Origin of the sequence: Bradyrhizobium sp. LMTR 3 (assembly GCF_001693485.1) — a bacterium.
Classification (GTDB): domain Bacteria; phylum Pseudomonadota; class Alphaproteobacteria; order Rhizobiales; family Xanthobacteraceae; genus Bradyrhizobium.
In genome coordinates, this window is sequence record NZ_MAXC01000033.1 from 322,617 (window position 1) to 336,188 (window position 13,572).

General features: G+C 63.2%; 13 protein-coding genes. All 13 read left to right on the top strand.

The genetic code is table 11. The features are described from left to right. The first annotated feature begins 7 nt into the window (after positions 1–7). The 13 genes from LMTR3_RS22375 (at position 8) to LMTR3_RS22435 (ending at position 13,548) form a co-directional block, all read left to right on the top strand. A complete protein-coding gene (locus tag LMTR3_RS22375) occupies positions 8–619 on the top strand; it encodes an NADH-quinone oxidoreductase subunit C (protein ID WP_065747148.1) in 612 nt (203 codons plus the stop codon). Between the two features lie 2 nt (positions 620–621). Next, positions 622–1,815, top strand: a complete 1,194-nt coding sequence (locus tag LMTR3_RS22380; protein WP_065747149.1) for an NADH-quinone oxidoreductase subunit D — start codon at positions 622–624, stop codon at positions 1,813–1,815. Continuing rightward, entirely contained in the window at positions 1,815–2,774 is a 960-nt protein-coding gene (locus LMTR3_RS22385; RefSeq protein WP_065747150.1) for an FkbM family methyltransferase, read from the top strand. The genes LMTR3_RS22380 and LMTR3_RS22385 overlap by 1 nt, the downstream gene beginning before the upstream one ends. 11 nt (positions 2,775–2,785) lie before the next feature. Further along, positions 2,786–3,397 (top strand): NADH-quinone oxidoreductase subunit NuoE, encoded by a 612-nt coding sequence (gene nuoE, locus LMTR3_RS22390; RefSeq protein WP_065747151.1) that lies wholly within the window; start codon positions 2,786–2,788, stop codon positions 3,395–3,397. A 118-nt stretch (positions 3,398–3,515) separates the two neighbouring features. Beyond that, positions 3,516–4,841, top strand: a complete 1,326-nt coding sequence (gene nuoF, locus LMTR3_RS22395) for an NADH-quinone oxidoreductase subunit NuoF (protein ID WP_065747152.1) — start codon at positions 3,516–3,518, stop codon at positions 4,839–4,841. A 5-nt stretch (positions 4,842–4,846) separates the two neighbouring features. Next, a complete protein-coding gene (locus tag LMTR3_RS22400; protein WP_141686755.1) occupies positions 4,847–5,335 on the top strand; it encodes a hypothetical protein in 489 nt (162 codons plus the stop codon). A 7-nt stretch (positions 5,336–5,342) separates the two neighbouring features. Beyond that, positions 5,343–7,421: an NADH-quinone oxidoreductase subunit NuoG gene (nuoG, locus tag LMTR3_RS22405; protein ID WP_065747154.1), complete on the top strand. Its 2,079-nt coding sequence runs from the start codon at positions 5,343–5,345 to the stop codon at positions 7,419–7,421. Between the two features lie 10 nt (positions 7,422–7,431). After that, the gene (gene nuoH, locus LMTR3_RS22410; protein WP_065747155.1) at positions 7,432–8,502 is read left to right on the top strand and encodes an NADH-quinone oxidoreductase subunit NuoH; all 1,071 of its coding nucleotides are present in this window, start codon (positions 7,432–7,434) and stop codon (positions 8,500–8,502) included. 7 nt (positions 8,503–8,509) lie between these two features. Further along, positions 8,510–9,004, top strand: a complete 495-nt coding sequence (nuoI, locus tag LMTR3_RS22415; RefSeq protein WP_028345787.1) for an NADH-quinone oxidoreductase subunit NuoI — start codon at positions 8,510–8,512, stop codon at positions 9,002–9,004. Between the two features lie 9 nt (positions 9,005–9,013). Next, entirely contained in the window at positions 9,014–9,652 is a 639-nt protein-coding gene (locus tag LMTR3_RS22420) for an NADH-quinone oxidoreductase subunit J (protein WP_065747156.1), read from the top strand. Beyond that, positions 9,649–9,957 (top strand): NADH-quinone oxidoreductase subunit NuoK, encoded by a 309-nt coding sequence (nuoK, locus tag LMTR3_RS22425; protein ID WP_028345789.1) that lies wholly within the window; start codon positions 9,649–9,651, stop codon positions 9,955–9,957. Before LMTR3_RS22420 ends, nuoK begins: the two co-directional genes overlap by 4 nt. 7 nt (positions 9,958–9,964) lie before the next feature. Continuing rightward, on the top strand, positions 9,965–12,037 hold the full coding sequence (gene nuoL / locus LMTR3_RS22430; protein WP_065747157.1) for an NADH-quinone oxidoreductase subunit L: 2,073 nt from the start codon (positions 9,965–9,967) through the stop codon (positions 12,035–12,037). After that, positions 12,037–13,548 carry an NADH-quinone oxidoreductase subunit M gene (locus LMTR3_RS22435; protein WP_065747158.1) on the top strand — a complete coding sequence of 504 codons (1,512 nt, stop codon included), beginning with the start codon at positions 12,037–12,039 and terminating at the stop codon, positions 13,546–13,548. Before nuoL ends, LMTR3_RS22435 begins: the two co-directional genes overlap by 1 nt. Positions 13,549–13,572 lie beyond the last annotated feature (24 nt).

The window sequence follows — 13,572 nt, forward strand, 5'->3', positions numbered from 1 at the left end:
TTAGGTAATGGACGACGGCAAGCTCGACACCCTTGGGCAGACGATTGTTAGCGCGCTTCCGGGCGCGGCCACTGCCCATGCGGTCGCGTTCAATCAGCTCACCGTCACGGTCGAGGCGGGCAAGATCGTCGAGGTCGTCAAATATCTGCGCGATGATCCGGCGCTGCGCTTCGTCAACTTCACCGACGTCACCGCGGTGGACTATCCCAGCCGCGAGAAGCGCTTCGACGTGGTCTATCATTTGCTGTCGCCGACGCTGAACGAGCGCATCCGCCTGCGGGCGGAAGCCGACGAGACCACGCAGGTGCCGTCGATCATCGACGTGTTTCCCGGCGCCGACTGGTTCGAGCGCGAGACCTACGACCTCTACGGCGTGATCTTCACCGGCCACCCCGACATGCGGCGGCTGCTGACGGATTACGGCTTCGATGGACATCCGCTGCGCAAGGATTTCCCGCTCACCGGCTTCGTCGAGGTCCGCTACGATGACCAGGAGAAGCGGGTGCTCTACGAGCCGGTCCGCCTCAACCAGGAATTCCGCAAATTCGATTTCCTCTCGCCATGGGAAGGTGCGGACTATCCGCTTCCGGGCGATGAGAAGGCTGAGCCGAAGGCCTGACCATGAACGAACAGCAGAACCTGCGTAACTTTACGATCAACTTTGGGCCGCAGCATCCGGCGGCGCATGGTGTGCTTCGTCTCGTCCTTGAATTGGATGGTGAAGTCGTCGAGCGCGTCGATCCGCATATTGGCCTGCTTCATCGCGGCACCGAAAAGCTGATCGAGCACAAGACCTACCTCCAGGCGATCCCGTATTTCGACCGGCTCGATTACGTCGCGCCGATGAACCAGGAGCACGCGTTCTGTCTCGCGGCGGAAAAGCTGCTCGGCATCACGGTGCCGCGCCGCGGTCAATTGATCCGCGTGCTCTACTGCGAGATCGGCCGTATCCTGTCGCACCTGCTCAACGTGACGACGCAGGCGATGGACGTCGGCGCGCTGACCCCGCCGCTGTGGGGTTTTGAAGAGCGCGAAAAGCTGATGCAATTCTACGAGCGCGCCTCCGGCTCGCGCATGCATGCGGCGTATTTCCGCGTCGGTGGCGTGCACCAGGACCTGCCGCAGAAACTGATCGACGATATCGACGCCTGGTGCGATCCGTTCCTGCAGGTCGTCGCCGATCTCGACACGCTGCTGACCGCCAATCGCATCTTCAAGCAGCGCAACGTCGATATCGGTGTGGTGTCGCTGCAGCAGGCCTGGGAGTGGGGCTTTTCGGGCGTGATGGTGCGCGGCTCCGGCGCGGCCTGGGACCTGCGCAAGGCGCAGCCTTACGAGTGCTATGCCGAGATGGATTTCGACGTTCCGATCGGCAAGAACGGCGACTGCTACGATCGCTACCTGATCCGCATGGAGGAGATGCGCCAGTCGGTCCGCATCATGAGGCAGTGCATCGCGAAGCTGAACTCGGCGGACGGGCAGGGGCCTGTCGTCGTCGAGGACAACAAGATCGCGCCGCCGCGGCGCGGCGAGATGAAGCGCTCGATGGAAGCGCTGATCCACCACTTCAAGCTCTACACCGAAGGCGTGCACGTGCCGGCCGGCGAGGTCTATGCCGCGGTCGAGGCGCCGAAAGGTGAGTTCGGCGTCTACTTGGTCTCTGACGGCACCAACAAACCTTACAAGTGCAAGATCCGCGCGCCGGGCTTTGCCCATCTGCAGGCGATGGATTTCATCTGCCGCGGCCATCTGCTCGCCGACGTCTCAGCCATTCTCGGCTCGCTCGACATCGTGTTCGGAGAGGTCGACCGGTGATGGCGCAGGCGCCCATCCAGTTTGACCGGGCTTCGGGCGTACTCGAGGGTGCGAACGCGTGGGAGCGTTTGGCTGCGGTGGCGCTGACGCTGGGGTCAAAGGTGGCGTCGAACTTCTCTCACCGCGGCTACAACATGTGCGCCAACCTGTTGCGCACGACGCTGCCGGAGCGCGGCATCCAGGTCAAACTCAACCACGACGCCGTGTTCGAGTTTCCCTATGGCGACGGCTACTGGAGCAAGCTGCTGAACCGCAGCTTCCGCTACGAGGATGAACTGGAGCTGTTGTTTCAGGATGCCGCCGAGGTCGATTACACGCTGCTCGATTGCGGCGCCAATTACGGCTACTGGTCGGTATTGGTGTCGAGCAAGCCGTTCGGCTCGCACAAGGCGATCGCGATCGAGCCCTCGGGACAGAATTATCCGAAGCTCGCCAACAACGCGCGGATCAATGGTAATCGTTTCGAGACGATGAAATGCGCGATCGGCGCTGCGCGTGGCATCGCGCGGCTGTCCGGCACCAAGCATGAGGCCTTCAGCATCGCCGGCGATCAGTCGGGCGGCGAGGAAGTGCCGGTTATCGCGCTCGACAATCTGCTCGATGACGGGAAGGTCGCAGCGGATGGAAAGTACCTGATCAAGCTCGACGTCGAGGGCGTCGAGATCGAGGCCATGAAGGGCGGCGCGCGGCTGATGCAGGGCGACAGCGTGTTGCTGTGCGAGGAGCACGGCAACGATCCCGAGCATACCGTGTCGCGCTATATCCTCGAACAGACCCCGCTGAAGCTGATCGTCTACGATCCGCGCAGCCATCGCCTTGAAACCGTGACCGACCTTTCGATTCTGGATCGGATCAAGGTTTCAACCCATGTCGGCTACAACGTGTTCGGCACCGCAAGCGCATTCTGGCTCGCCCGGATCGATGCGCTCAATGCGAAGGCCGCGCGCCGCGTGCAATGAGAGACTGAACGATGTCCGTCCGCCGCCTCGCACCGAAGGAATTGCAGCCCGCGAGCTTCACGTTCACGGATGAGAATCTCGCCTGGGCCAAGGCCCAGATCGCCAAGTATCCGCCGGGTCGTCAGGCCTCCGCCGTGATCGCGATCCTGTGGCGCGCGCAGGAGCAGCATGAGGGGTGGGTGTCGGAAGCCGCGATCCGCGTGGTCGCCGACCTGCTCGACATGCCCTACATCCGCGTGCTGGAAGTGGCGACCTTCTACACCATGTTCCAGTTGCAACCGGTCGGCAAGAAGGCCCATGTCCAGGTGTGCGGCACCACGCCGTGCCGGCTGCGCGGCGCCGGCGACCTGATCGAGGTGTGCCAGAGCCGGATCCATCACGAACCCTTCCATCTGTCGAAGGACGGCAATTTCAGTTGGGAGGAGGTCGAGTGCCTGGGCGCCTGCGTGAACGCGCCGATGGTGCAGATCTGGAAGGACACCTACGAGGACCTGACCAAGGAAAGCTTCGGCAAGGTGCTGGACGGCTTTGCCTCGGGCAATCCGCCGAAGCCCGGACCGCAGATCGACCGTCAGTTCTCGGCGCCTGCGGGCGGGCCGACGACGCTGAAGGAATCCACATGAGGCGTGACGCTACATTGTCCGTAAACCGGACCGAGAGGGGCGGCGTGATGGAGAAGTCACGCTGTGCCGGGGCTCGCCTGCGCGCAGTCCAATCGCTGATCTGAGGAAGCTTCAAGTCATGCTCGACGACAAGGATCGCATCTTCAAGAACCTTTATGGCCTCCACGATTGGGGGCTGGAGGGTGCGCGCCGCCGCGGCGCGTGGGACGGCACCAAGGCGATCATCGACAAGGGCCGCGACTGGATCATCAACGAGATGAAGGCCTCCGGCCTGCGCGGGCGCGGCGGGGCGGGCTTTCCGACCGGCCTGAAATGGTCGTTCATGCCGAAGGAATCGACCGACGGCCGGCCGAGCTATCTCGTGGTCAACGCCGACGAGTCCGAGCCCGGCACCTGCAAGGACCGCGAGATCATGCGGCACGACCCGCATCTCCTGGTCGAGGGCTGCCTGCTGGCGAGCTACGCGATGGGCGCGCATGCCTGCTACATCTACGTCCGCGGCGAGTTCATCCGGGAGCGGGAGCGCCTGCAGGCCGCGATCGACCAGGCCTATGACGCAAAACTGGTCGGCAAGGATAACGTCAACGGCTGGCCGTTCGACGTCTATGTCGCGCATGGCGCCGGCGCCTATATCTGCGGCGAAGAGACGGCGCTGCTGGAAAGCCTGGAGGGCAAGAAGGGCCAGCCGCGGCTAAAGCCGCCATTCCCGGCCAATGTCGGTCTCTATGGCTGCCCGACCACCGTCAACAACGTCGAATCCATCGCGGTTGCGCCCGACATCCTCAGGCGCGGGGCGGCGTGGTTCGCGGCGATCGGCCGGCCCAACAATGTCGGCACAAAGCTGTTCTGCGTCTCCGGTCATGTCGAGCGGCCCTGCAACGTCGAAGAGGCGATGGGGATTCCGTTCCGTGAGCTGATCGAGCGGCATTGCGGCGGCATTCGTGGCGGCTGGGACAATCTGAAAGCCGTAATCCCCGGCGGCTCGTCGGTGCGCATGGTGCCGGCCGAACAGATCATCGACACGCCGATGGATTTCGACAGCCTAGGCAAGCTGCGCTCCGGCCTCGGCACCGCGGCCGTGATCGTGATGGACAAGTCGACGGACCTGATCCGGGCGATCGCGCGCATCTCCTATTTCTACAAGCACGAGAGCTGCGGCCAGTGCACGCCGTGCCGCGAAGGTACCGGGTGGATGTGGCGCGTCTTGACGCGCATGGCCGAAGGCCGCGCCCACAAGCGCGAGATCGACATGCTGCTGGAGGTCACAAAACAGGTCGAAGGCCACACCATCTGCGCGCTCGGCGACGCTGCCGCATGGCCGATCCAGGGCCTGATCGCGCATTTCCGCCACGAGATCGAGGCGCGCATAGACCAGTATTCGCATAAGGCCGACATCGACGATGCCGGCGTGCGCGATCCCGAGAACCTGGTCGCGGCGGAGTGATGCCGATGTCGCAACCGAGCTCCTGGTGGCAGAGATACGGGACGCTGGCGCAGATGGCGCAGGCGGCCGTGGCGCTGCTCGGCTTTGTTGCGATCCTGTTCCAGATCAACGAAATCCGCACCAACAACCGCGCCACGAGCGCGCGGCAGGCGTTTCTGGGCTACACCGATCTGGCATTCAAGAATCCGAAATTCGCGCAGCCGGACTACGAGAAGATCAAGGCGGCCGGCGGCGATGAGCAGGTTCAGTACGAAAGCTTCGTCACGTACTTCCTCTACGCTTGCGAGGAAGCGATCGGCGCGTTCGCGGGAAAGCGCGAATGGCTGGCCTCCTGCGACTACGACCTGAAGCCGCATCTGCCGTTCCTGTGCGAGAAGAACGCGGCGCAGCCGGCCTATCTCGCTACCTATGGCGCCGAGACTCAGCGATGGATCACGGCGTCGATGAAGACCGCCAGCGTTACACCGCCAGACTGCAAGCTGGGAAAGACTTGAGACAGCAATGACCAAACTCATCATCGACGGCAAAGAGATCGATGTGCCTGCGGAGTACACGCTGCTGCAGGCGTGCGAGGCCGCGGGCGCCGAAATCCCGCGCTTCTGCTACCACGAGCGGCTGTCGATCGCCGGCAATTGCCGGATGTGCCTCGTCGAGATCAAGGGCGGCCCGAAGCCGGTCGCAAGCTGCGCCTGGGGCGTGCGCGATTGCCGGCCCGGCCCCAAGGGCGAGCCGCCGGAAATTTCCACGCGTTCGCCGATGGTCAAGAAGGCACGCGAAGGCGTGATGGAATTTTTGCTGATCAACCACCCGCTGGATTGCCCGATCTGCGACCAGGGCGGCGAGTGCGATCTGCAGGACCAGGCGATGGGCTATGGCGTCGACACCTCGCGCTTTGCCGAGAACAAGCGCGCGGTCGAGGACAAATATCTGGGCGCGCTGGTCAAGACCTCGATGAATCGCTGCATCCAGTGCACGCGCTGCGTCCGCTTCTCCGCCGAAGTCTGCGGCACGCCGGAAATGGGCGCCACCGGGCGCGGCGAGGACATGGAGATCACGACCTATCTGGAGCAGGCGCTGACGTCCGAGCTGCAGGGCAACCTCGTCGATATCTGTCCCGTGGGCGCGCTGACTTCGAAGCCGTATGCTTTCGCCGCGCGTCCGTGGGAACTCGGCAAGACGCAGTCGGTGGACGTCATGGATGGCGTCGGTTCCGCGATCCGCGTCGATACCCGTGGCCGCGAGGTGATGCGGATCCTGCCGCGCATCAACGAGGCGGTGAACGAGGAATGGATTTCCGACAAGACCCGTCACGTCGTCGACGGGCTGCGTACGCAGCGGCTCGACCGGCCCTATGTCCGCGAGCACGGCAAGCTTCGCGCCGCGTCGTGGCAGGAGGCCTTCGCGGCGGTCGCTGCCAAGGTCAGGATGAGCGACGGCAAGCGGATGGGAGCCGTCGCCGGTGACCTCGCCGCGGTCGAGGAGATGTTCGCGCTCAAGGATCTGTTGGGCCGATATGGCTCCAGCAATCTGGCGGTGCAGGGTGGCGACGCCTTCGACCCCAAGGCGGGACGGGCGACCTACATCTTCAATCCGACCATTGTGGGCATCGAGCAGGCCGACGCGCTCCTGATCATCGGCTCCAACCCGCGCAAGGAAGCCGCCGTCCTCAACGCGCGGATCCGCAAGCGCTGGCGCACGGGTCAGCTCAAGGTCGCTCTCGTCGGCGCCAAGGCCGATCTGACCTACGACTACGACTATCTCGGCGCGGGCGCGGATACGCTTGGCGAACTCGCCAGCGGCAAGCATTCCTTCGTCGAGGTGCTGAAGGGCGCCAAGCACCCGATCGTGCTGGTCGGCGCCGGTGCGCTGGCGCGCCATGACGGGGCGGCGGTGCTTTCGCTGGCGGCCAAGGTCGCGGCAGGTGCGGGCGCGCTCAAGGACGGCTGGAACGGCTTTGCCGTTTTGCAGGATACCGCCTCGCGCGCGGGCGCGCTCGATATCGGCTTTGCCCCCGGTGCGGGCGGGCTCAGCCTCGCGCAGATGACGACGTTCGGCACGCTCGACGTGCTGTTCCTGTTGGGGGCGGATGAGGTGAAGGTGCCGGACGGCACGTTCGTGGTCTATATCGGCACCCATGGCGACCGCGGCGCTCACCGCGCCGACGTCATCCTGCCGGGCGCGGCCTACACCGAGAAGTCCGGCCTCTACGTCAACACCGAGGGCAGGGCACAGATCGTCAGCCGCGCGGCGTTCCCGCCCGGAGAGGCGCGCGAGGACTGGGCGATCGTCCGCGCGCTGTCGGACGTGCTCGGCAAGAAGCTGCCCTACGACTCCCTGCAGGCGCTGCGCCAGGCGCTGTTCAAGGCCTTCCCGCATCTGATGCGGATCGACCAGATCGAGCCCGGCAAGGCCAGTGACGTCAAGGCGCTCGCAGGCAAGAAGGGCGGCAAGCTCGACAAGACCCCGTTCAAGAGTTCGGTCGAGGATTTCTATTTGACCAACCCCATCGCGCGGGCCTCGGTGGTGATGGCGGAATGTTCCCGGCTGGCGTCCGGGAAAATGCTGACGGCAGCGGAGTGAGCGTGATCTGATGGCTGAATTCTTCGCAAGCTCGTTCTGGACCGGCTTCCTCTGGCCGCTGATCATCATGGTCGCGCAGAGCCTGCTGCTGCTCGTCGTGCTGCTGATCGCGATCGCCTACATCCTGCTCGCCGACCGCAAGATCTGGGCGGCGGTGCAAATCCGCCGCGGCCCCAACGTGGTAGGTCCTTGGGGCCTGCTGCAATCCTTCGCGGACCTCTTGAAGTTCGTGCTGAAGGAGCCGATCATCCCGTCCGGCTCCAACAAGGGTGTGTTCCTGCTGGCGCCGCTGGTGTCCTGCGTGCTGGCGCTGGCCGCCTGGGCCGTCATTCCGATGGATGCCGGCTGGGTGATCTCCAATATCAATGTCGGCGTCCTCTACATCTTCGCGATCTCGTCGCTGTCGATCTACGGCATCATCATGGCCGGCTGGTCGTCGAACTCGAAATACCCGTTCCTGGCGGCGCTTCGCTCCGCGGCGCAGATGGTGTCCTACGAAGTCTCGATCGGCTTCGTCATCATCACGGTTTTGTTGTGCGCCGGCTCGCTCAACCTTTCGGCGGTGGTGGAAGCGCAGAATGCCCGCGGTTTCGCCAGCCTGATCGGCCTGCCGCAGCTCACCATCCTGAACTGGTATGTGTGGCCGCTGTTCCCGATGTTCGTGGTGTTCTACGTCTCGGCGCTGGCCGAGACCAACCGTCCGCCGTTCGATCTGGTGGAAGCAGAATCCGAACTGGTCGCCGGCTTCATGGTCGAATACGGCTCGACGCCGTATCTCTTGTTCATGCTGGGCGAATACGTCGCGATCACCACGATGTGCGCGCTGGCGACGATCATGTTCCTCGGGGGCTGGCTGCCGCCGGTGGCGCTGCCGCCGTTCACCTGGATCCCGGGTGTGGTCTGGTTTGCGCTGAAACTGTTCTTCATGTTCTTCCTGTTCGCGATGGCGAAGGCGATCGTGCCGCGCTACCGCTACGACCAACTGATGCGGCTCGGCTGGAAGGTGTTTTTGCCGCTGTCGCTGGCGATGGTGGTGATTGTGGCCGGGGTGCTGCAATTCGCCGGCATTGCGCCGAAGTGAGGCCATCATGAGTGTCAACGTCAATGCAACAGCCCGCGCGCTTCTCTTGAGCGAATTCGTATCGGCGTTCTTTCTCGCCATGCGCTATTTCTTCAAGCCGAAGCCGACCATCAACTATCCGTTCGAGAAGAACCCGATCTCGCCGCGCTTCCGCGGTGAGCATGCGCTGCGCCGCTATCCGAACGGCGAGGAACGCTGCATCGCCTGCAAGCTGTGCGAGGCGATCTGCCCGGCGCAGGCGATCACGATCGAGGCCGGCCCGCGCCGCAACGACGGCACCCGCCGCACCGTGCGCTACGACATCGACATGGTGAAATGTATCTATTGTGGCCTGTGCCAGGAAGCCTGTCCGGTCGATGCCATCGTCGAGGGACCGAATTTCGAATTCGCGACCGAGACCCGCGAGGAACTCTACTATGACAAGGCGAAACTGCTCGCCAATGGCGACCGCTGGGAGCGCGAGATTGCGAAAGCCATCGAACTCGACGCGCCGTACCGGTGAGGTGAGGATATGATCCTTCCCGCACTGTTCTTCTATCTCTTCGCCGGCGTCTGCGTGGCCTCGGCTGTGATGGTGATTGTGTCGCGCAATCCCGTGCACTCCGTGCTGTATCTGATCCTGGCCTTCGTCAACGCGTCCGGCCTGTTCGTGCTGATGGGCGCCGAATTCCTCGGCATGATGCTGATCGTGGTCTATGTCGGCGCGGTCGCGGTGCTGTTCCTGTTCGTGATCATGATGCTCGATGTCGACTTCACCGAGCTGCGTGAGGGCTTCATCGAATATCTGCCGATCGGTCTGGTGATCGGCGGCATCTTCCTCGCCGAGCTGCTACTGGTTGCCGGCGGCTGGGTCATGAACCCCGACACGGCGAAATCGATCACGGCGGCGATCCCGGCCAATGTCAGCAACACCGAGGCGCTCGGGCTGGTGCTCTATACGAAGTACATCCATTACTTCCAGATCGCCGGCATCGTGCTTCTGGTCGCGATGATCGGCGCCATCGTGCTGACGCTGCGCCACAAGGCGAAGGTCAAGCGGCAGGACATCAACGTGCAGAACGCGCGCACGCCGGAGCTCGCGATGGCCGTGCGCAAAGTGGCGTCGGGGCAGGGGCTGCAGGATACGGACGCGGCGGAGTGGGTGAAATGACGATCGGTCTGGGCCACTATCTCGCGGTCGCCGCCACCCTGTTCACGATCGGGATCCTCGGCATCTTCCTGAACCGCAAGAACATCATCGTCATTTTGATGTCGATCGAGCTGATCCTGCTCGCCGTCAACATCAACCTGGTGGCGTTCTCGACCTTCCTCGGCGACATCGTCGGCCAGGTATTCGCGCTGTTGGTGCTGACGGTCGCGGCGGCCGAGGCTGCGATCGGTCTCGCGGTGCTCGTGGTGTATTTCCGCAACCGCGGTTCGATCGCGGTTGAAGACGTCAATCTGATGAAGGGCTAAAGCAGCTATGGTTCAGGCAATCGTCTTTCTGCCGCTGCTGGGCGCCATTCTGGCCGGCCTGATCGCGATTTTCGGGGCGCATGCGCGCAATCCGAGCGGCGATGAGGTCAAGCATCACGACCACGGGCATCACGACCACGGCCATGGCGATCACGCGCACGCCGCGGAGGCCCATGACGATCATGGCCACGACGATCATCACGTCTCCGAGCCGCCGGCTCAGGGTTCGCGGGCGGCCGAACTGATCACGACGGGACTTCTGTTCGTTTCCGCCGCGCTCTCCTGGGTGACGCTGGTCGATGTCGGCTTCATGCACCATGACGCGCGGATCGCGCTGTTTCCCTGGATCAATTCCGGCGATCTGCAGGTGTCGTGGGCGCTGCGCGTCGACACGTTGACCGCCGTGATGCTGGTGGTGGTCAACACCGTCTCCTCGCTCGTGCACCTCTATTCCATCGGCTACATGGACGAGGATCCGCACCGGCCGCGCTTCTTCGCCTATCTCTCGCTGTTCACCTTCGCGATGCTGATGCTGGTGACCGCGGACAACCTGGTCCAGCTTTTCTTCGGCTGGGAGGGCGTCGGTCTGGCGAGCTATCTCCTGATCGGCTTCTGGTACCAGAAGCCGTCGGCGAACGCGGCGGCGATCAAGGCCTTCGTGGTCAACCGCGTCGGTGACTTCGGCTTTGCGCTCGGCATCTTCGCCGTCTTCATGCTGCTCAATACCACCGATTTCGAGACCATCTTTGCCGGCGCACAGGGGCTCTCGGGCAAGACCATCGACTTCTTCGGCTGGCACGCCGACGCACTGACGCTGATCTGCCTATTGCTGTTCATGGGCGCGATGGGCAAGTCGGCCCAGTTCCTGCTGCACACCTGGCTGCCGGACGCGATGGAAGGTCCGACCCCGGTCTCCGCGCTGATCCACGCCGCGACCATGGTCACCGCCGGCGTATTCATGGTGGCGCGGCTGTCGCCGCTGTTCGAACTGGCGCCCAACGCGCAGGCCGTGGTGATGTTCTTCGGCGCCACCACCGCGTTCTTTGCGGCAACCGTCGGCCTCGTGCAGAACGACATCAAGCGCATCGTCGCCTATTCGACCTGTTCGCAGCTCGGTTACATGTTCGTGGCGATGGGAGCAGGGGCCTATTCGGTCGGCATGTATCACCTGTTCACCCACGCCTTCTTCAAGGCGCTGTTGTTCTTGGGCTCGGGCTCGGTGATCTACGCGATGCACCACGAGCAGGACATCCGCAACATGGGCGGGCTGTGGCGCAAGATCCCCTACACCTATGCAGTGATGGTGATCGGCACGCTGGCGCTGACCGGCTTCCCGCTGACTGCGGGCTATTTCTCCAAGGACGCGATCATCGAGTCGGCTTATGTGGCGCACAACCCGTTCGGGTACTACGGCTTCGCTATGACGGTGATCGCGGCCGGCCTGACCTCGTTCTATTCGTGGCGCTTGATCTTCAAGACGTTCCACGGCGAACCGCACGACCAGCATCATTACGAAGCGGCGCATGAATCGCCGATGTGGATGCTGGTCCCGATCGGCATTCTCGCCGCAGGCTCGATCCTCGCCGGCTTCCCGTTCTACGAGGTATTCGCCGGTCACGGCGTGGGGGAATTCTTCCGCGAGTCGCTGAAGATGCATCCGAACATCATCGACGAGATGCACCACATTCCGAAGACCATCGTCTATCTGCCGACCGTCATGATGGGGATTGGCCTTTATATCGCTTACGTCTTCTACATCCGCCGGCCGTATCTGCCGGTCGAGCTCGCCAACCAGCACCAGATGCTCTACCACTTCCTGCTCAATAAATGGTACTTCGACGAGCTCTATGAAATCATCTTCGTTCGCCCCGCGAAGTGGCTCGGCCGCTTCCTGTGGAAGAAGGGCGACGGTTTCGTCATCGACGGCTTCGGCCCGGATGGTGTCTCGGCACGCGTGCTCGACGTCACCCGCAATGTGGTGAAGATCCAGACCGGCTACCTCTATCACTATGCTTTTGCGATGCTGATCGGTGTCGCGGGGCTGATCACCTGGTTCATGTTCGGCTTGGGAGGCCAGTAATGACAACCTGGCCCATCCTTTCGGTCGTCACCTTCCTGCCGGTCATCGGTGCAGTGGCGATCTATCTCACCCGCGGCGACGACGAAGCCGCGCGGCGCAATGCGCGCTGGATCGCGCTGTGGACCACGCTGGTCACCTACGCGGTGTCGCTGATCCTGGTCTGGCGCTTCGATGCCGCAAGTGCGGACTTCCAGTTCGTCGAAAAAGCGAACTGGCTTGCCAGCGGCATCACCTATCATATGGGGGTCGACGGCATCTCGCTGCCGTTCGTGATCCTGACCACGGCACTGATGCCGCTCTGCATCATCGCGAGCTGGAAATCCGTCACCAATCGCGTGCGCGAGTACATGATGGCGTTCCTGTTCCTGGAAACGCTGATGGTCGGCACGTTCTCGGCGCTCGACCTCGTGCTGTTTTATCTGTTCTTCGAAGGCGGCCTGATCCCGATGTTCCTGATCATCGGCGTCTGGGGCGGTCCGCGCCGGGTCTACGCGTCGTTCAAATTCTTCCTCTACACGCTGCTCGGCTCGGTGCTGATGCTGCTCGCGATCATGGCGCTGTACTGGAATGCCGGCACCACCGATATCCCGACCCTGATGCAGACAGCCGTGCCGCGCAGCTTGCAGACCTGGGCGTGGCTGGCGTTCTTTGCCTCGTTTGCGGTGAAGATGCCGATGTGGCCGGTGCACACTTGGTTGCCCGACGCGCATGTCGAGGCGCCGACGGCAGGCTCGGTGATCTTGGCCGCGATCCTCTTGAAGATGGGCGGCTACGGCTTCCTGCGCTTCTCGCTACCGATGTTCCCTCTGGCATCGCATGATTTCGCGCCGCTGATCTTCTCGCTGTCGGTGATCGCCATCGTCTACACCTCGCTGGTGGCGTTGATGCAGGAAGACATCAAGAAGCTGATCGCCTATTCGTCGGTGGCCCATATGGGCTTCGTCACCATGGGCATCTTCGCCGCGACCACGCAAGGCGTGGCCGGCGGCGTGTTCCAGATGGTGTCGCACGGCATCGTCTCCGGCGCGCTGTTCCTCTGCGTCGGCATCGTCTACGACCGCATGCATACCCGCGAGATCGTGGCCTATGGAGGCCTCGTCAACCGGATGCCGCTCTACGCGCTGGTGTTCATGGTGTTCACCATGGCCAATGTCGGGCTGCCCGGCACGAGCGGCTTCGTCGGCGAGTTCATGACGCTGCTCGGCACCTTCAAGGTCTCGATCCCGACCGCGACCTTTGCCACCCTCGGCGTCATCCTGTCGGCCGGCTATGCGCTGTGGCTCTATCGCAAGGTCGTGTTCGGCGCGCTGACCAAGCCGTCGCTCGCCAGCATCAAGGACCTGACGCCCCGCGAAAGCCTGACGCTGTTCCCGTTGGTGGCGCTAACCATCCTGTTCGGTGTCTATCCGAAGCCCGTGCTCGACATGTCGGCGGCCTCGGTTCAGCAACTCGTCAACAACTACAACGCCGCCGTGACTGCCGTGAAGGCAGCCGCGCTGGTCGCGCAATAACGTAGCGTTTTCAAGCGAAGTGGA